Raw genomic sequence first — 16584 nt, 5'->3', positions numbered from 1 at the left:
CGCCGCGCGCCAGCGCGCGCACCGCGAGCGCCTCGAGCACCGCCACCCCGCCAAGCCCGCGCCCGAGCCGCGCCGGGGGCGGGCTGACCGCCTGCCCGGCAGCGACCAGCACCGTGCGCTCGGCGGGATCGGAGACGCCGGCAGCGGCATCGGCAAGCGCCCAGCAGCGACCCGCCGCCGCGAGCCGCGCCGCCAGCATCGCGGGCACCGGGTCATCGGGAAGCGCGGTGAAGAACGCCCCGCGCGCCGCTGCGAAGGCCGCAGCCTCGTCCGGCCCCAGGGTTTCGGCGGTAACCAGAACCTCCCAGCCATCAACCATTTGCGCCAGAGGTGCCTCGCGTCCCTGCCAATGGAGGCCGATCCCGTCCAGCACTGCATCGCCGCGCGGGCGCTCGGCCACTGGCTTTGCGAGCGCCTCGCGCCACCATGCGAGGCGCATCTGGCCGAGCATCGCCTCCTGCGTGCGCCCGACAATCCGCGCCAATCTGCGATCAAGCTGAAGAGCCATGCTTAACGGGCCGCGAACCTTTGGCCCGCTCCAGGCCAGCGCCAGCCCGGCTTCGGGCGGCAGGGGATCGGGGGTCTCGCCAGTCACGAAGCCGCGCCTAGCCGCGGGGCCGCCCGTTTGGCAAGCGGACTGTCCCTGGGCGGGACGCGGCGCCCGCGCACGCTCCGGGGACGGCGTGCAAGAACCTGTTAACCATGCTCTTTGGCAATCCGCTTACCAGAGTGGATTAAGGGCTGAGGCTGCATCTGGAATGTCCGCATCTCAACCTTGCGGGCAACAGCGAAGGGCATCGAAGCGATGGGGCGAAAAATGCAGGCCAGAACGTCGTTCTTGCACAGGCTGCTGCACGACAAAACCGCCAACACGCTCGCTATTGCCGCCGCGTCGCTGGTGCCCATGATGGCAATGGTCGGCGGCGGTATCGATGCGAGCCGCTATTACATGGCCACCGCGCGCCTTCAGGCAGCGTGTGACGCGGGTGCGCTCGCCGCGCGCCGGGCGATGACCGACGACAGCTTCACCGACGCCCACCGCGATATCGGCCTCGCCTTCTTCGACCAAAACTTCAACGACGGCATCTTCGGGGTCACCGACCGCACCCGCAGCTTCACTTCCAACGGCAGCGGCGTCGTGACCGGCACGGCCAGCGGGGTGCTGCCGTCGACGATCATGGCCGCTTTCGGCTACACCACTTTCCCGCTCTCGGCGACCTGTTCGGCCGAGCTGAACATCTCGAACACCGATATCATGTTCGTGCTCGACGTCACCGGTTCGATGGCCGAATGTCCCAATGGCAGCTCTTGCAGTTCGGGACCGGGTTCGAAGATCGTCGGGCTGCGCTCGGCGGTGATGAGCTTCTACGACACCGTCGAGGCGTCGACCTCGCCCTCGGCGCAGGTGCGTTACGGGCTGGTGCCCTATTCGCAACAGGTCAGTGTCGGCTTCTCGATCCCGCGCGCCTACATGGCGAACAACCACAGGTACCAGTCCCGCGTTGCCCGCTTCAATCCGGCGGCCTTCCCCGACAACCAGGCTGGCGACGTCATCCTGATTTCCGACCAGGTCGAATGGTTGCCGTTCTCGACCGCCAACTTCGGCTCGACCGCCACGGACCCGTATCGCTTCCGCACCGATGGTTCGTCAGGGACCACGGCGCGCAATGTGTGCACGAACTATCCCGCCACCTACACGCCCACGATCAGCGGCGTGAAGCAGACCTGGCAGGTCTTCGCGTCGACCGAATTCGTGCTCAACCAGTGGCCCAATACCGGCAGCGCGAACAACCTTGCCGGCTGCCGTGCACGGGTGCGCAAGACGCGGACCCTGACCACCACCGACGTCACGCCGCAATTTGCGAACTGGACCTACTGCCCGGTCATCACCGGCATCTCGGCGCCGTGCACCTTCACCAATCCCCCCGGGAGCCCTCCGGGCTGGGAATCGGTGGTCTTCGCCGACGTCTATACCAATAACTCGATCAATCTGCCGCTCGGACCAAGTGGCTCGATGACCAACGTCACCTGGACCGGATGCATCGAGGAGCCGTCGACCGTCATCACCGGCACCTACAGCCCGATTCCGGCGAATGCCTTCGACCTCAACATCAATCTCGTGCCCACCAACGAGGCACAGCGCTGGAAGCCGGCACTGATCAACGCCGTGTGGAAGCGCGAGGATACGAACGGAAACACCGGGAGCTACCTCAACCGGACTGCGGACCTTAGCCGTCCCGGCTGGGCCTGTCCCCGCGCCGCGCGCAAGCTCTCCGAAATCAGCCGCGCCGATCTCCAGACCTACGTCAACGCCCTGTCGGCGGGGGGCAACACCTATCACGATCTCGGCATGCTGTGGGGCGCGCGGTTCATCACTCCGCGCGGGATCTTCGCGGCGGAGAACATGTCCGCCCCCAATGGCGATCCGATCTCGCGCCACATCGTCTTCATGACCGACGGTGCGCAGGTCAACAACGTCGAGAACTATTCGACTCACGGGATCGAATGGTGGGACCGTCGCATCACCGGCGATGGCAATTCGAGCACCGAGTTCAACCGCCGCGCCGCGCGCCTCCAGGCGATCTGCGATGCCGCCGAACAGGAAAACATCACCATCTGGGTGGTGGCCTTCGGGACCACGCTGACCCAGAACCTGAGAGACTGCGCCTCCCCCGGTCGCGCCTTCCAGGCCAACGACACCGCGACCCTCACAGCGCGCTTCCAGGAAATCGCGCAGAAGATCGCCGCACTGAGGCTCACGTCATGATCGCCGGCTTTCGGTCCTCGCTTGCCGTGCTGCGCGCGCTGCGTAGCGATAACCGCGGCGTGACGCTGGTCGAGTTCGCCATCGTCGGGCCGGTCCTGATCCTGATGATCATGGGCCTGTTCGACATCGCCCACACCCAATACACAAGCTCGGTGCTCTTCGGGGCGATGCAGAAAGCGGGCCGCGATCTGACGCTCGAGAACGCAGCCAGCCGCCAGACCACGATCGATACCGCCGTGGCCGAACAGGTGCGCGCGGTCATGCCAAACGGCGCGACCATTACGGTCCAGAAGCTGTCGCATTCGGAATTCTCGGACGTGCGCATGCCCGAGGAATTCACCGACCAGAATGCCGACCGGCTCTGCAACGGCAACGAGCCCTATGTGGATACCAACAACAACAGCCGCTGGGATGCGGACCGCGGCAAAAGCGGTATCGGCGGCGCGCGCGATGTGGTCGTCTATGAGACGACGGTCACCTATCCGCGGATGTTCGCGATGTTCGGGCTCGCCGGGCTGCCGCAGAACGTGACGCTCAAGGCATCGACCGTGCTGCGCAACCAGCCCTTCGACGAACAGACCGGTCGCACCACAACCGTGAGGAACTGTGCATGACCCGCCAGACGCGCGGCACGCTGCGGCGTGCCTCCCTTCGACTTGCACACCGCATTGCCCGCCGCCTCGGCCGCGACACATCGGGCCTGGCGCTGGTCGAATTCGCCTTCGCCGCGCCGCTGGTGCTCGGCATGGGCATGCTCGGCACCGACACCGCCTATCTGGTGATCACCCACATGCAGGTCAGCCAGATCGCCATGCAGGTCGCCGACAACGCCTCGCGCGTGGGCGAGCAGGACGTGCTGACGGCGCGCAAGGTGTTCGAATCCGATATCAACGAGACCTTCATCGGTGCCGAGAAGCTGGGTGAGAACATCGGCATCTTCACGCAAGGGCGGGTCATCGTGTCCAGCCTCCAGCGCAACGCCGATGGCGGCCAGTGGATCAAGTGGCAGCGCTGCCGCGGGGCGAAGCGCTATGATTCGACCTATGGAACCCAGGGCCAGGGCGCGACCGGCACGGGCTTTCCGGGCATGGGCGTGCCCGGTCGCTACATCACTGCGGCCAACGGGACCGCAGTGATGTTCGTCGAGGTCGCCTACGACTTCCGTTCGGTCACGCCGATGAACCTCTTCGACAACCAGCAGATCGTCTACACCGCCGCTTTCAACGTGCGCGACAACCGCGATCTCAACAGCCTCTATGCCGGCGGCCATGTCGCCGCCTGCACGACCTACTCGGCGGACCGGGCCTGATCGCGGCCCGGTCCGCGCCGGGCCGCTTCATTTGGCGTAGCAGACCTTGCGTGCAGCCTCGGCAATGCGCGCGGCATCGATCAGCGCGAGCTTTTCGAGATTGGCCGCATAGGGCAGCGGCACGTCCTCGTTGCACACCCGCAGAACCGGTGCGTCGAGGTGGTCGAACCCTTCCTCCATGCAGATCGTGACGATCTCGCTGGCGATCGAGCAGGTCGGCCAGCCTTCTTCGGCAACGATCAGGCGGTTGGTCTTGGCGAGGCTTTCCAGCACCGTCTGCCGGTCGAGCGGGCGCAGCGTGCGCAGATCGATCACCTCGGCGTCGATCCCCTCGCCCGCCAGCGTGTTCGCCGCCTCGAGCGCGAGGCCGACGCCGATCGAATAGCTGACGATGGTGACGTCGCGCCCCTCGCGCACGACGCGCGCCTTGCCGATCGGCAGGACGTAATCATCGAGCGCGGGCACATCGAAGCTGCGGCCGTAGACGAGCTCGTTCTCGAGGAACACGACCGGATCCTCGGACCGGATCGCCGCCTTCATCAGCCCCTTGGCATCGGCCGCATCATAGGGCGCGATGACGATCAGGCCGGGCACGCTCGCATACCACGGGCCGTAGTTCTGCGAGTGCTGCGCGCCGACGCGGCTGGCCGCGCCATTGGGCCCGCGGAACACGATCGGGCAGCGCATCTGGCCGCCCGACATGTAGTTGGTCTTGGCGGCCGAGTTGATGATGTGGTCGATCGCCTGCATCGCGAAGTTGAAGGTCATGAACTCGACGATCGGCCTCAGACCCCCCATCGCCGCGCCCGTACCGATGCCGGCAAAGCCGTATTCGGTGATCGGCGTGTCGATGACGCGCTTGGGGCCGAACTCTGCGAGCAGGCCCTGGGTCACCTTGTAGGCGCCCTGGTATTCGGCGACTTCCTCGCCCATCACGAAGACCCTGGGGTCCGCGCGCATTTCCTCGGCCATGGCATCGCGCAGGGCTTCGCGCACCGTGGTGCTGACCAGCTGGGTGCCGGCCGGGATCGCCGGATCGGCAGCCGGCGCGGCAGCGGCGGGCTTTTCGGCCTTTGCGGCAGGAGCCTCAACGGGTTCGAGCGCGGCAACGGGTGCTGCGGCAGGCGCGGGCGCGGCCGCCTCCCCCCCGCTCTCGCCTTCCCCCACAATCAGCGCGATGACCGCGCCGACCGCGACGTCCTCGGTCCCGGCGGGCACGAGGATTTTCTCGAGCACGCCTTCATCGATCGCCTCGAATTCCATCGTCGCCTTGTCGGTTTCGATCTCGGCGATGATGTCACCGGGCGCGATCTTGTCGCCTTCCTGCTTCAACCACTTGGCGAGTGTGCCCTGCTCCATGGTGGGCGAGAGGGCCGGCATCTTCAGTTCGATCCCCATGGCTCAATACTCCTCCACGAGAACATCGGTGTAGAGTTCCTGCGCGCCGGGTTCGGGCGAGGTTTCGGCGAAATCGGCGGCAGCGGCAACATCGGCGCGGATCGCCTTGTCGATGGCCTTCAATTCGTCCTCGGTCTTGCCGGCTTCGATCAGGGTCTTCTTCAGGCCCTCGATCGGATCGTGGTGATCGCGCTGTTCCTGCACTTCCTCGCGGGTGCGGTACTTGGCGGGATCGGACATCGAATGGCCGCGGTAGCGATAGGTGTTGCACTCCATCAGCACCGGGCCCTTGCCGGCGCGGGCATGGGCGAAGGCGACTTCGGCAGCCGCGCGCACTTCGAGCACGTCCATGCCGTTGACCTTCATCCCCGGAATCCGGAACGCGGTGCCGCGGCGGTAGAACTCGGTCTCGGCGGAACCGCGCTTGACCGCGGTGCCCATGGCATAGCCGTTGTTCTCGATCACGAAGACGATCGGCAGCTTCCACAAGGCCGCCATGTTGAAGGTTTCGTAGACCTGGCCCTGGTTGGCCGCACCATCACCGAAATAGGCAAGGCACAGGCCGCCGTCGGCGTTGTACTGGTGCGCGAGCGCGAGGCCGCCGCCCAGTGCCACCTGCGCGCCGACGATGCCGTGACCGCCGTAGAACTTGTGGCTTGTCGAGAACATGTGCATCGACCCGCCCTTGCCCTTCGAGATCCCCGCCTCGCGGCCCGTGAGTTCGGCCATGATCACCCTGGGGTCGATCCCGTAGGCGAGCATATGGCCATGGTCGCGGTAGCCGGTGATGACGCTGTCCCGGTCACTGTCGAGCGCCGATTGCAACCCGATCGCGACCGCTTCCTGGCCGATATAGAGGTGGCAGAAGCCGCCGATCAGGCCCAGGCCGTAAAGCTGGCCCGCCTTCTCCTCGAAGCGGCGGATCAGCAGCATCTGGCGATAGAATTCGAGCATCTCGGGCTCGCTGGCGGCGTAGCGCTTCTTCGCCTCGAAGGCCTCCTGAAGCGAATGGAGGATGAAATCGGCATCGTCCGCAGGTGTGGCGGACGCTTTTGCGGGCTTCTTGGCCAAGATAGTATCCCTCACTCTGGCGCGCTCATGGGGAGGAGAAGCGCCGTCCAATGCCTCCTCCTATAGGCAGGCAAGCGGGGGTGACGCAACGGCAAGGCGTTGCGGAAAGCCGCAGGCGCATACGAAATCAGAAGGATTTTTCCGCGCGCGGGGGCGCGCGCTCACTCGTCCTCGAGGGTGATGACGACCTCGTCCTCGCGCATCACGCCAAGCTGGTCGCGGACAAGTTCGCTGGCGAGGTCGGGATCGGCAGCGTCGGGATCGAGCAGCATCACCCGGTTGCGCAGGCCATCGCGCTTGGCGGTGAGCTCGGCGACTTCGGCCTTGCGGGCCTTGAGCGCGGCGGAATTTTCGCTCCATGCAAGCAGCCCGGTCGGCCCGGCCACGGCAAAGCCCGCGATCAGCAGCAGCGCGATCAGCGCCACCACCCGCTTGAGCCTGCTTTCCGTCCCCGGCTTGCGCATGATGCGAAAAACCCCCTGGGCCGCACAATCCCGCGTGCAGCGCTGGAGTTACAGAATCACAATTGGCCCCGCGCCGCAAGCGGAATGCGCTGTATTGCGCAGAATTCCTATGCTTTGCGGCCGGTTTCAGTAAGAGCGCGGCAAGCCGAGCACGTGTTCGGCGAGGTAGGACAGGATGAGGTTGGTTGATATCGGCGCAACGGTATACAGCCGCGCCTCGCGGAACTTGCGCTCGACATCGTATTCTTCGGCAAAGCCGAAGCCGCCGAAGGTCTGAACGCACATGTCGGCTGCCGCCCAGCTGGCTTCGGAGGCGAGAAGTTTGGCCATATTGGCCTCCTCGCCCGGGTTCCCGCCCTCGTCATAGACCCGCGCGGCGTGGTGGACCATCAGCTCGGCGGCGCGCATCTGGGCGTAGCAGCGCGCGATCGGGAACTGCACGCCCTGGTTCTGGCCGATCGGCCGGGCGAAGACAGAGCGGTCTTTCGCATAGCCGGTCGCCTTCTCGATGAACCACTTGGCATCGCCGATACATTCCGCCGCGATCAGGATGCGCTCTGCATTCATGCCCGAAAGGATGTAGCGGAAGCCCTTGCCCTCCTCGCCCACCAGCGCGCTCGCCGGGATGCGCAGATCATCGAAGAACACCTCGCAGCTGGAATGGTTCATCATCGTGCGGATCGGCTTGACGGTCATGCCGTTGCCAAGCGCGGCCTGCATGTCGACGAGGAAGATCGAGAGCCCCTCGGTCTTGCTGGCCGCCTCCTCGCGCGGCGTGGTGCGGGCCAGCAGCAGCATGAGGTCGGAATATTCGGCGCGGCTGGTCCAGATCTTCTGGCCGCTGATGATGTAATGGTCGCCCCCCGTATCTTTGGCGCGGACAGCGCGGGTCTTGAGGCTCAGCGTGTCGGTGCCGCTGGTGGGCTCCGAAACCCCGAAAGCCTGAAGCCGCAATTCCCCGCTGGCGATGCGCGGGAGGTAGGCGGCCTTCTGTTCGGGCGAGCCGTAGCGCAGCAGCGTGTTCATGATGTACATCTGCGCATGGGCGGAAGAGCCGTTGCAGCCCGAGGCCTGGATCTCTTCCATGATGATACAGGCCGCCGCGAGGCTGAGACCGCTGCCACCGTGTTCGACCGGGATCAGCGCGGCGAGGAAGCCCGCCCTGGTCAGCGCGTCGACGAATTCGGCCGGATATTCGCGGCTCGCGTCCTTCGCGCGCCAGTATTCCCCCGGGAAGCCGTCGCACAAGGCACGCACCGCACGGCGGATTTCGGCAAGTTCCTCGGGCTCGTGGGCGGACGTGGTCACGCATTCTCTCCTGTCTGCGGGCGCGTGGCTTGCCGCTTCCCGCTTCTCAAGTCCACCTCACCAATTTGGGTGCTTTCGGACAAGACGCGGGGTCTGGCAATCGCGTTTCGATATGCTACCGACCAAGACCTCGACGGAGACGGCCCATGCAGATCATCGCCCACGACCCCGCCCGCTTTGCCGATCTACCCGGCTATCCCTTCGCCGAAAACTGGCTGACCATCGACCTTGGCGATGGCCTTGCTGCGCGCATGCACTATCTCGACGAAGGGCCGAAGGACGCGCCGGCGGTGCTCTTGTTCCACGGCGAGCCGAGCTGGTCCTACCTCTACCGCAAGATGATCCCGCTGCTGGTGGCCGCAGGCCTGCGCTGCCTCGCGCCCGACCTCATCGGTTTCGGCAAGAGCGACAAGCCGGACGAGCAGAGCTTCTACACCTACGCCCGCCACGCCGCCTGGCTCGGGCAATGGCGCGATGCGGTGGTGCCGCAAGTGGCCGGGCTGTTCTGCCAGGACTGGGGCGGGCTGCTCGGCCTCAGGCTGGTGGGGCAGGAGCCTGACCGCTTCGCCTTCGTGGTCGCCAGCAACACCTTCTTGCCCACCGGCGGCGGCAAGGCCTCCGAAGGCTTCCTCGCATGGCGCGAATTCGCGCGCTCCTCGCCCGAATTCCGGATCGGCGGGATCATGGATCGCGGCTGCCAGAGCGAACTCTCCCGCGCCGAAGTCGCCGCCTACGACGCCCCCTTCCCCGACGAGGCGAGCAAGGCGGGCGCGCGCGCCTTCCCGCAGCTGGTGCCGGTCGAGGACGACAAGGACGGCGTGGCAGACAATATCACCGCGTGGCAGGGGCTGGCCGGGTTCGACAAGCCCTTCCTCACGCTGTTCGGCGAGGATGACCCGGTGCTCGGCCGCGCCGCCCCCGGCCTCACGGGCAGGATCAAGGGCGCCGAGGGACAGCCCCATGCGATGCTGCGCGACTGCGGGCATTTTGCCCAGGAAGACCACCCGCAGGCGCTTTCGCAAGGCGTGATCGACACCGCTCGGCTGGCCGGCTTCCTGACGTGACGACCCCCGCGCCCGCGCCTGCCCCCGCTGCGCCCCCTGCTTTGGCCCCTGCCTACCTCACCCGCACGCAGGAACGCGCGCTTGCGCTCACGATCGCGGTGGTGACGGCCAACGCCTATTACATCCACCCGATCATCGGCGAGGTCGCGCGGGCATTCGGCGTGGGCGAGGCGGAGATCGGGCTGGTGCCGGCATTGAACCAGCTGGCGCTTGCACTCGGCATCCTGCTGCTGCTGCCGCTGGGTGACTTCTACCGCAACCGGACGCTGTGCCTCGTCTTCGTCGCCGGGCAGACGCTGTGCCTTGCCGGCATGGTGCTCGCGCCCGGCTTTGCCGCTTTCACCGCCGCCTCGACCCTGCTCGGCTTCTTCACCATCGCCCCCTACCTGATCCCCGCCTTCGCCTCGCGGCGGGTCGCGCCCGAGCGGCTTGGCGCCGTGACCGCGCAGCTCGCCGCGGCGGTGATCTTCGGCATTCTCGTCGCGCGCGTGGGCGCCGGGATCATTGCCGCGCGGGCGGACTGGCACACGGTCTACTCTTGCGCGCTCGTGCTGATGGTCGCGGTCACGGCCTTCCTGCCGGTCGCCATGAAGAGCGAGGCCGCGAGCCCCAAGCAGCCGCCCGCGAATTACGGCGCGCTGATCGCCTCGGTCTTCACCCTCGCCGCCAGGCACCCCGACATGCGGATCTCGGCCGCGATCCAGGGGATGAACTTCGCGATCTTCACCGCCAGCTGGCTGGCGCTGGCGCTCCACCTGACCGGGCCCGGGATGGGCTACGGCACCGACGATGTCGGCTACCTTGCAGGCATCGCGGCGGTGAGCGTCTTCACCACGCCGCGGCTCGGGCGCTGGGCGGACCGGGTCGGCGCGCGCCGCGCGCGGATCGCGGCGGCGCTGGTGCAGCTTGCGGGAATCGCGCTGTTCTATCCCCTCGGTTTCTCGATCCTCGCAATCGTCGTGCCGCTGTTCATCACCAATCTCGTGGGCCCGACAATCGACGTGACGGGGCGGATGACGCTCTTCACCCTCGCGCCCGAAATCCGCACCCGGCTCACCACCAGCTATATCGTGACGATGTTCGTGGGCGGGGCGATCGGCAGCGCGGCGGGCACGGCGGTGTTCGACCTCGCCGGCTGGGGCGGAACCTGTGCGCTGCTGCTGGCGATGAGCTGCGGGGTGGTGACGCTCTCGCTCCACGCCGAACGGCGCTGGCGGACACGCGCGCAGGCGGAATGATGGTGACCCCGGCGCGATTCGAACGCGCGGCCCCCAGATTAGGAATCTGGTGCTCTATCCGGCTGAGCTACGGGGTCCCGAGCGGCTTCATAGCAGCCGGCGCTTACCATTCAATTCAACTTTTCGGGCGGCGCGACGGGGAACGGGAGCGGTGCCACCGGCACGCCCTCCTCGATCAGGGCCTTGGCCTCGGCAAGGCTCGCCTGCCCGTGGATCGGGGCCCCGTCACGTTCGCCATAATGCATCTTGCGGGTTTCCTCGGCGAACTTGTCGCCCACCCATGTCGAGTTCTTGAGCGCCTCGGCCTGCGCCTTGGCGAGCGCTGTCAGCGCCTGCTTCATCTCGGGCGGCATGGGGGTGTTGGCCATCGGCCGGGACGCCTCGGGCGGGAGCACCTCCTGACGCTGGTTGCCCTTGGGCTGCACGGCCGGGGCCATCGGCGCCTTGGTCACATCCGCGGTGCCGCAGGACGGACAGCACAGGAGCCCGCGCGCGCGCTGGTCCTCGAACTCACCCGAGGAGCCGAACCACCCTTCGAAGCGGTGGCCTTCGCAGCAGGAAAGGTCGTAGACGATCATCGTTCGTCAGGATTTGGCGATTTCCCGCCGGTTGGCAAGAGCGGGCACCTGCGCGCGCACTGCGGCGATACGGCCAAGGTCGATGTCGCACACGGCAAGGCCCGCCTCCTCGCCGCCCATGTCGAGCAGCACCTCGCCCCACGGGTCGACCACAAGGCTGTGGCCATAGGTCTCGCGCCCGTCCTCGTGCCGGCCGACCTGGGCGGCGGCGATGACGAAGGCCTGTGCCTCGATCGCGCGGGCGCGCAGCAACACATGCCAATGGGCAGCGCCCGTCGGACGGGTGAAGGCGGCCGCGACGGCAATCGCATCGCAGCCCCGCTCGCCAAGCGCGCCGAACAGCGCGGGAAAGCGCATGTCGTAACACACCGCAAGGCCGAGCCGCCCGACCGGCGTGTCCTCCACCGTCACCACTTCGCGCCCGGCCTCATAGGCATTGCTCTCGCGCCAGCTTTCGCCGGTAGCAAGGTCGACGTCGAACATGTGGATCTTGTCATAGGTGACAGGCGCGCCTGCCCCCGGCGCGAACACCATGGCGCGGTTGGCGTTCTTGCTGCCTCCCTCGTGGGCCACCGCCATCGAGCCCAGCGCGAGGGTCACGCCGGTCTCCTGCGCGAGCGCGGCGAAGCGCGGCACGAACGGCGAGGTCGCCTGCGACACGATCTGCGGCGCAGCGCGCGCGCGGTCACGATCGAGCAGCAGCGACATTTCGGGGGTGAACAGCATCGCAGCCCCCTCCCCCGCCGCCGTGCGCGTCGCAGCGGCGATGGCTGCGAAATTGGCTTCGGGGTCCACCCCCGAGGTCATCTGCAAGATGGCAACCTTAAGCATCAGCCCGCCAACAGCGCGTCGAGCTTGCCCTCGCGTTCGAGCACGGCAAGATCGTCGCTCCCGCCCACGTGGGTATCGCCGATGAAGATCTGCGGCACGGTCACCGCGTTCGGCGCACGCGCGAGCATTTCGTCGCGTCCGGGGCCGCCCATGGTGATGTCATGCTCGGTGAAGACCGCGCCCTTCTCGGTCAGCAGGCGCTTGGCGCGCACGCAGAAGGGGCAGGCAAACTTGGTGTAGATGTCGATCTGCGGGGCGGCCATTGGGACCCTCTTGAAAGCGGATTTGCGAAAACCAGATAAGCATAGTCGCCGCGTTTCGCCAGTCTCGGGAAGCGATCGGCGGCACGGCGGGCGCTGCATCCGGCAGGCCCGCGTCGGACCCAAATTGCTCGTATCAGAGGATTTGCCCATGTCGCGTTTCGATTTCACCCCCTACCGCCGCTCCACCGTGGGCTTTGACCGCCTGTTCGACCTGCTCGAAAACCAGGCGCGGCTCAATGCGGGCGACAATTACCCCCCCTTCAACATCTCGCGCCGCGGCGAGGACAATTACCGCATCACGCTGGCCGTGGCGGGTTTCCGCGCCGGCGATATCGACATCACCGCGCAGCAGAACCTGCTGGTCGTGCAGGGCAAGAAGCGTGACGAGGTCGAGGACGGCTCGGAAATGGTCCATGTCGGCATCGCCAACCGCGGGTTCGAGCGCCGCTTCGAGCTGGCCGATTTCGTGCGGGTCGAACGGGCGGACCTGGCCGATGGCCTGCTCGTCATCGATCTGGTGCGCGAGGTTCCCGATGCGATGAAGCCGCGCAAGATCGCGATCGGCGGAACGGCAACGCTGACTGCGGTGCCCACCTCCACCAACGGCGAAGACACCGCCAGCGCGGCCTGAGCGGCCGGTCCGGTGCCATGTATCAAGGGGTGCGGATCTGGCGATCCGATGCCCGGAATCAAAGGGGGGCGGATCTTGTGATCCGCCCCCGCGACTTGCGTCGCCTCGGATGAGCCTATCCGTCCGGGTCGCAGACGACGGACAAGATCAGCCAAGCCAGTGCCGCGGAAACCCCGCGCGATGCGCTACTATCGAGTTGTCGCCTTTACCCGCAGGCCAACTGCGAATGCGTAGCGCCTGAGTCCCTAGAAAACCGTGAAAACCTGTGCAGCGTCTAATGCGCAAGTGCAATCTTACGCAAGGCCAATCTGCAAAACTTGTATGGAAACGACACAGGAAGTCAGGCTTGCGAAACAAAGGATTGCAGAAGGGATTTGGCCCTCGCGCACACACGGCGAAAGGGCCCCGGAAGGGGCTGGAGGCGCGCATTGACGAAAGGCCCTGCAAGCAGGCAGCGCAGCGCAAGGATCGGCAATCCGCCCGTCCGCCGCGCTGCTCGCGGGCGCAGCTTGGCCTGCGAATCGCAATGCGGCCTCACACGAGGCGCGACTGTTCCAGCGCGGCAGCGATGAAGCCGGCGAACAGCGGGTGCGGATCGAAGGGCCGCGATTTCAGCTCCGGGTGGAACTGCACGCCCACGAACCACGGATGGTCCGGCCGCTCGACGATCTCGGGCAGCAATCCATCGGGGCTCATGCCTGCAAAGATCAGGCCCTGCTTTTCGAGCGGCTCGATATAGGCGCTGTTGACCTCGTAGCGGTGGCGGTGGCGTTCCGAAATCAGCTCGGCGCCGCCATAGATCTGCGAGGTATGGCTGTTGGGGCTGAGCCTGGCCGGATAGGCGCCGAGCCGCATCGTGCCGCCAAGGTCCCCGCCCTCTTCGCGCTGCTGGATGCCTTCCTTGCTCATCCATTCGGTGATGATGCCGACCACCGGCGCCTCGGTCGGCCCGAATTCGGTCGAGGAGGCATTGGCGATCCCTGCCGCGCGGGCGCCCTCGATGCAGGCCATCTGCATGCCGAGGCAGATGCCGAAGAACGGGACATTGCGGGTGCGCGCGAAGCGCACGCTCGCGATCTTGCCCTCGCTCCCGCGCTCGCCGAAACCGCCGGGCACGAGGATGCCGTGCATCGGCTCCAGCTGGGCGATGATCTGGCTGTCGTCGTCGCCCTCGAAGATCTCGGCGTCGATCCAGCGGATGTTGACCTTGACGCGGTTGGCAAGGCCGCCGTGGATCAGCGCCTCGTTCAGGCTCTTGTAGGCATCGGGCAGGCCCACATACTTGCCGACCACCGCAATGGTCACTTCGCCCTCGGGGTTGAAGTGGCGTTCGGTAACGTCCTTCCACGCCGCAAGATCGGGTTCGGGCGCATCGCTGATGCCGAAAGCGCGCAGCACCTCGCGGTCGAGGCCTTCGGCGTGATACTGCTCGGGCACCGAGTAGATCGAGGGCGCATCGAGCGCGGGGATCACCGCCTCGGGCCGGACGTTGCAGAACTGCGCGATCTTGCGCCGGTCGCTCTCGGGGATCGGGTGCTCGGCGCGGCACAGCAGGATGTCGGGCTTGATCCCCAACGCGGCCAGCTCGCGCACCGAGTGCTGGGTGGGCTTGGTCTTCAGCTCGCCCGCGGCCTTGATATAGGGCACCAGCGTGACGTGGACGCTGACCGTCTGGAACGGCTCCAGCTCGTTGCGCAACTGGCGGATCGCTTCCATGAAGGGCAGGGATTCGATGTCGCCCACCGTCCCGCCGATCTCGCACAGGATGAAATCATTGTCGCCCTGGTCGGCGAGCGCGAATTCCTTGATCGCGTCGGTCACATGCGGGATCACCTGCACCGTCGCGCCGAGGTAGTCGCCGCGCCGCTCCTTGGCGATGATGTCGCGGTAGACGCGCCCGCTTGTGATGTTGTCGGCCTGGCTCGCCGAGACGCCGGTGAAGCGTTCGTAGTGGCCAAGGTCGAGATCGGTCTCGGCGCCATCATCCGTGACGTAGACCTCGCCGTGCTGGTAGGGGCTCATCGTGCCCGGATCGACGTTGAGGTAGGGGTCGAACTTGCGGATGCGGACCTTGTAGCCGCGCGCTTGCAGGAGGGCCGCCAGCGAGGCAGCCATGAGACCTTTGCCGAGCGAGGAGACCACGCCGCCGGTGATGAAAATGAACCGCGCCATGGGATTCGGGCCTTAAGCAACAGGAGGGATTCGGGGCAAGCGAATTGCGCCCGTCGCGCGGGTGCCATCCACAGGCTGGGTGAGCGGCAACACGAAAGCGCGCGCCCCGCAGGGCGCGAGCCTATCGAATTGCGACGGAGAGATTACTGCTTGGCGGGCGCGGCGGGCGCAGGCGCGGCAGGCGCGGGTGCCGGCACGACCGGATCGGCGAGCAGATCGGGCTTGGCCGGGGCAGCGGCGCCGGGCGCGTTGCGATCGAGCGTGCTCGTCACCGTCCCCACGCTGTTTTCGCGCGCGGCGAGCGCGGCGAGCAGGATCGAGAGCGTCACGAAGGCGACCGCCAGCCACTTGGTGGTGCGGGTCAGGAAGTCCGCCGCCCCGCGCGCGCCGAAAGCACCGCCCGGGCTCGAGCCGATGCCGAGCCCGCCCCCTTCGGAGCGCTGCATCAGCACCACGCCGACCAGCGCGGCGGCCACCAGGGCCTGGATCACGGTAAGGAAGATGAACGGGGACATGAAAAAGGCTTCTCTGGCGAAAGGCGAACGGATCGTCCGGTTGCTTGTCTTGCGCGCCATGTAGGCGCACCGGCCCGTTTGGACAAGGCCAGTCTGGAACGGGCCGGTCTGGAACGGGCCGGTCTGGAACGGGCCAGTCTGGAACGGGCCGGTATGAAAGGGGGCTGCTCCAGACCGAGCGGCCCCGTCCTAGCCGTCGAAGGGCTCGCTCGCGGCGAGCGCGATGCCCATGAAGCTGTCGGCAGTGAGGCTCGCCCCGCCGACCAGCGCGCCGCCCACTTCGGACACGGCAAAGATCGCCGCGGCATTATCGGGCTTGACCGAACCGCCGTAGAGGATGCGCACCTCCGCGCCCTGTTCGGCGCCCAGCAGATCGATCAGCAGCGCGCGGATCACACCGTGCATCTCGGCGATGTCATCGGCGGTGGCGGGCGTTCCGGTGCCGATCGCCCAGATCGGCTCGTAGGCGATGGTCAGCCGGTCGGCGATGTCGGCGGGGAGCTGGTCTGCGGCCGGGAGCGATGCCTTGAGCTGCCGCTTGATGAAGGCCACCGCCTTGCCCGATTCGCGCGTTGCCGCGCTCTCTCCGCAGCACAGGATCACCCTGAGCCCCGCCGCAAAGGCCGCGCCCGCCTTGGCGCGCACCAGCGCGTCGCTCTCGCCATGGCCGGTGCGGCGTTCCGAGTGGCCGAGGATGACGAAGCTCGCCCCCGCATCGGCGACCATCGCACCCGAGATGTCGCCGGTATGCGCGCCGCCATCCTCGTGGTGGCAATCCTGCGCGCCGACCGCGATCTGCTCGGCCTCGCGGTGGATCGGGTGGATCAGCGTATAGGGCGGCGCGATCGCCACCTCGACCTTCATGTGGCGCTGGGCGGCACGGTCGATTGCGCGCGCTTCGGAAAGCATCGCGCGGGTGCCGTGCATCTTCCAGTTTCCGACGATATAGGGTCGGCGGGTCATGACAAGTCCTGC

Annotated in this window: 17 protein-coding genes and 1 tRNA gene; 6 read left to right on the top strand and 12 right to left on the bottom strand. The window is 66.8% G+C overall.

The genetic code is table 11. The annotated features are described in order from the left end of the window. The coding region (locus D620_RS14465; protein ID WP_155799942.1) for a hypothetical protein at nt 1–595 on the bottom strand (595 nt) is incomplete at its 3' end. 210 nt (nt 596–805) lie between these two features. Between D620_RS14465 and D620_RS0102090 the strand changes: the two genes are divergently transcribed. The 3 genes from D620_RS0102090 to D620_RS0102080 are packed head-to-tail and all read left to right on the top strand — an operon-like array spanning nt 806 to nt 4076. Beyond that, nucleotides 806–2767 carry a TadE/TadG family type IV pilus assembly protein gene (locus tag D620_RS0102090; protein WP_081596500.1) on the top strand — a complete coding sequence of 654 codons (1962 nt, stop codon included), beginning with the start codon at nt 806–808 and terminating at the stop codon, nt 2765–2767. Then, nucleotides 2764–3381: a TadE/TadG family type IV pilus assembly protein gene (locus D620_RS0102085; protein WP_017664124.1), complete on the top strand. Its 618-nt coding sequence runs from the start codon at nt 2764–2766 to the stop codon at nt 3379–3381. The genes D620_RS0102090 and D620_RS0102085 overlap by 4 nt, the downstream gene beginning before the upstream one ends. Then, complete coding sequence (locus D620_RS0102080) at nt 3378–4076, top strand: TadE/TadG family type IV pilus assembly protein (protein ID WP_017664123.1); 699 nt, start codon at nt 3378–3380, stop codon at nt 4074–4076. Before D620_RS0102085 ends, D620_RS0102080 begins: the two co-directional genes overlap by 4 nt. Before the next feature lie 27 nt (nt 4077–4103). Here the strand turns inward: D620_RS0102080 and D620_RS0102075 are convergent, their stop codons facing one another. From D620_RS0102075 to D620_RS0102060, 4 genes are all read right to left on the bottom strand, one after another. After that, the gene (locus D620_RS0102075; protein ID WP_017664122.1) at nt 4104–5474 is read right to left on the bottom strand and encodes a pyruvate dehydrogenase complex E1 component subunit beta; all 1371 of its coding nucleotides are present in this window, start codon (nt 5472–5474) and stop codon (nt 4104–4106) included. A gap of 3 nt (nt 5475–5477) precedes the next feature. Continuing rightward, nucleotides 5478–6545: a pyruvate dehydrogenase (acetyl-transferring) E1 component subunit alpha gene (gene pdhA, locus D620_RS0102070; protein ID WP_017664121.1), complete on the bottom strand. Its 1068-nt coding sequence runs from the start codon at nt 6543–6545 to the stop codon at nt 5478–5480. A 161-nt stretch (nt 6546–6706) separates the two neighbouring features. After that, the gene (locus tag D620_RS0102065) at nt 6707–7009 is read right to left on the bottom strand and encodes an FtsB family cell division protein (RefSeq protein ID WP_017664120.1); all 303 of its coding nucleotides are present in this window, start codon (nt 7007–7009) and stop codon (nt 6707–6709) included. Between the two features lie 126 nt (nt 7010–7135). Continuing rightward, entirely contained in the window at nt 7136–8317 is a 1182-nt protein-coding gene (locus tag D620_RS0102060) for an acyl-CoA dehydrogenase family protein (RefSeq protein WP_017664119.1), read from the bottom strand. Nucleotides 8318–8463: 146 nt separating this feature from the next. Between D620_RS0102060 and D620_RS0102055 the strand changes: the two genes are divergently transcribed. After that, the gene (locus tag D620_RS0102055; RefSeq protein ID WP_017664118.1) at nt 8464–9381 is read left to right on the top strand and encodes a haloalkane dehalogenase; all 918 of its coding nucleotides are present in this window, start codon (nt 8464–8466) and stop codon (nt 9379–9381) included. Continuing rightward, complete coding sequence (locus tag D620_RS0102050) at nt 9378–10619, top strand: MFS transporter (RefSeq protein ID WP_233991930.1); 1242 nt, start codon at nt 9378–9380, stop codon at nt 10617–10619. The genes D620_RS0102055 and D620_RS0102050 overlap by 4 nt, the downstream gene beginning before the upstream one ends. Here the strand turns inward: D620_RS0102050 and D620_RS0102045 are convergent. From D620_RS0102045 to grxC, 4 genes are all read right to left on the bottom strand, one after another. Then, nucleotides 10620–10696: transfer RNA gene (locus tag D620_RS0102045), tRNA-Arg, on the bottom strand. Nucleotides 10697–10729: 33 nt separating this feature from the next. Continuing rightward, entirely contained in the window at nt 10730–11197 is a 468-nt protein-coding gene (locus D620_RS0102040; RefSeq protein ID WP_017664116.1) for a DUF1178 family protein, read from the bottom strand. A 6-nt stretch (nt 11198–11203) separates the two neighbouring features. After that, the gene (locus D620_RS0102035; RefSeq protein ID WP_017664115.1) at nt 11204–12028 is read right to left on the bottom strand and encodes a carbon-nitrogen hydrolase family protein; all 825 of its coding nucleotides are present in this window, start codon (nt 12026–12028) and stop codon (nt 11204–11206) included. Continuing rightward, nucleotides 12028–12291 carry a glutaredoxin 3 gene (grxC, locus tag D620_RS0102030; protein WP_017664114.1) on the bottom strand — a complete coding sequence of 88 codons (264 nt, stop codon included), beginning with the start codon at nt 12289–12291 and terminating at the stop codon, nt 12028–12030. The genes D620_RS0102035 and grxC overlap by 1 nt, the downstream gene beginning before the upstream one ends. Nucleotides 12292–12439: 148 nt before the next feature. On the opposite strand from grxC, the gene D620_RS0102025 reads away from it, so the two are divergent. Continuing rightward, nucleotides 12440–12922: an Hsp20 family protein gene (locus D620_RS0102025; protein ID WP_017664113.1), complete on the top strand. Its 483-nt coding sequence runs from the start codon at nt 12440–12442 to the stop codon at nt 12920–12922. 534 nt (nt 12923–13456) lie between these two features. Here the strand turns inward: D620_RS0102025 and D620_RS0102020 are convergent. The 3 genes from D620_RS0102020 to tpiA form a co-directional block, all read right to left on the bottom strand. Further along, entirely contained in the window at nt 13457–15094 is a 1638-nt protein-coding gene (locus tag D620_RS0102020; protein ID WP_017664112.1) for a CTP synthase, read from the bottom strand. A gap of 143 nt (nt 15095–15237) precedes the next feature. Beyond that, a complete protein-coding gene (gene secG / locus D620_RS0102015) occupies nt 15238–15609 on the bottom strand; it encodes a preprotein translocase subunit SecG (RefSeq protein ID WP_026091884.1) in 372 nt (123 codons plus the stop codon). A gap of 189 nt (nt 15610–15798) precedes the next feature. Further along, a complete protein-coding gene (gene tpiA / locus D620_RS0102010) occupies nt 15799–16572 on the bottom strand; it encodes a triose-phosphate isomerase (protein ID WP_017664110.1) in 774 nt (257 codons plus the stop codon). Nucleotides 16573–16584: the final 12 nt, after the last annotated feature.

Origin of the sequence: Porphyrobacter sp. AAP82 (genome assembly GCF_000331285.1) — a bacterium.
GTDB lineage: Bacteria > Pseudomonadota > Alphaproteobacteria > Sphingomonadales > Sphingomonadaceae > Erythrobacter.
The sequence above is the reverse complement of the archived record's forward strand: the minus strand, read 5'-3'. Positions and strand labels throughout refer to the sequence as shown.

What these genes read in the sequence shown, in the direction of transcription:
- D620_RS0102090 (WP_081596500.1), top strand. Translation starts at nt 806, where the DNA reads ATGGGGCGAAAAATGCAGGCCAGAACGTCGTTCTTGCACAGGCTGCTG.
- D620_RS0102085 (WP_017664124.1), top strand. Translation starts at nt 2,764, where the DNA reads ATGATCGCCGGCTTTCGGTCCTCGCTTGCCGTGCTGCGCGCGCTGCGT.
- D620_RS0102080 (WP_017664123.1), top strand. Translation starts at nt 3,378, where the DNA reads ATGACCCGCCAGACGCGCGGCACGCTGCGGCGTGCCTCCCTTCGACTT.
- D620_RS0102075 (WP_017664122.1), bottom strand. Translation starts at nt 5,474, where the DNA reads ATGGGGATCGAACTGAAGATGCCGGCCCTCTCGCCCACCATGGAGCAG.
- D620_RS0102065 (WP_017664120.1), bottom strand. Translation starts at nt 7,009, where the DNA reads ATGCGCAAGCCGGGGACGGAAAGCAGGCTCAAGCGGGTGGTGGCGCTG.
- D620_RS0102055 (WP_017664118.1), top strand. Translation starts at nt 8,464, where the DNA reads ATGCAGATCATCGCCCACGACCCCGCCCGCTTTGCCGATCTACCCGGC.
- D620_RS0102040 (WP_017664116.1), bottom strand. Translation starts at nt 11,197, where the DNA reads ATGATCGTCTACGACCTTTCCTGCTGCGAAGGCCACCGCTTCGAAGGG.
- D620_RS0102035 (WP_017664115.1), bottom strand. Translation starts at nt 12,028, where the DNA reads ATGCTTAAGGTTGCCATCTTGCAGATGACCTCGGGGGTGGACCCCGAA.
- grxC (WP_017664114.1), bottom strand. Translation starts at nt 12,291, where the DNA reads ATGGCCGCCCCGCAGATCGACATCTACACCAAGTTTGCCTGCCCCTTC.
- D620_RS0102025 (WP_017664113.1), top strand. Translation starts at nt 12,440, where the DNA reads ATGTCGCGTTTCGATTTCACCCCCTACCGCCGCTCCACCGTGGGCTTT.
- D620_RS0102020 (WP_017664112.1), bottom strand. Translation starts at nt 15,094, where the DNA reads ATGGCGCGGTTCATTTTCATCACCGGCGGCGTGGTCTCCTCGCTCGGC.
- secG (WP_026091884.1), bottom strand. Translation starts at nt 15,609, where the DNA reads ATGTCCCCGTTCATCTTCCTTACCGTGATCCAGGCCCTGGTGGCCGCC.
- tpiA (WP_017664110.1), bottom strand. Translation starts at nt 16,572, where the DNA reads ATGACCCGCCGACCCTATATCGTCGGAAACTGGAAGATGCACGGCACC.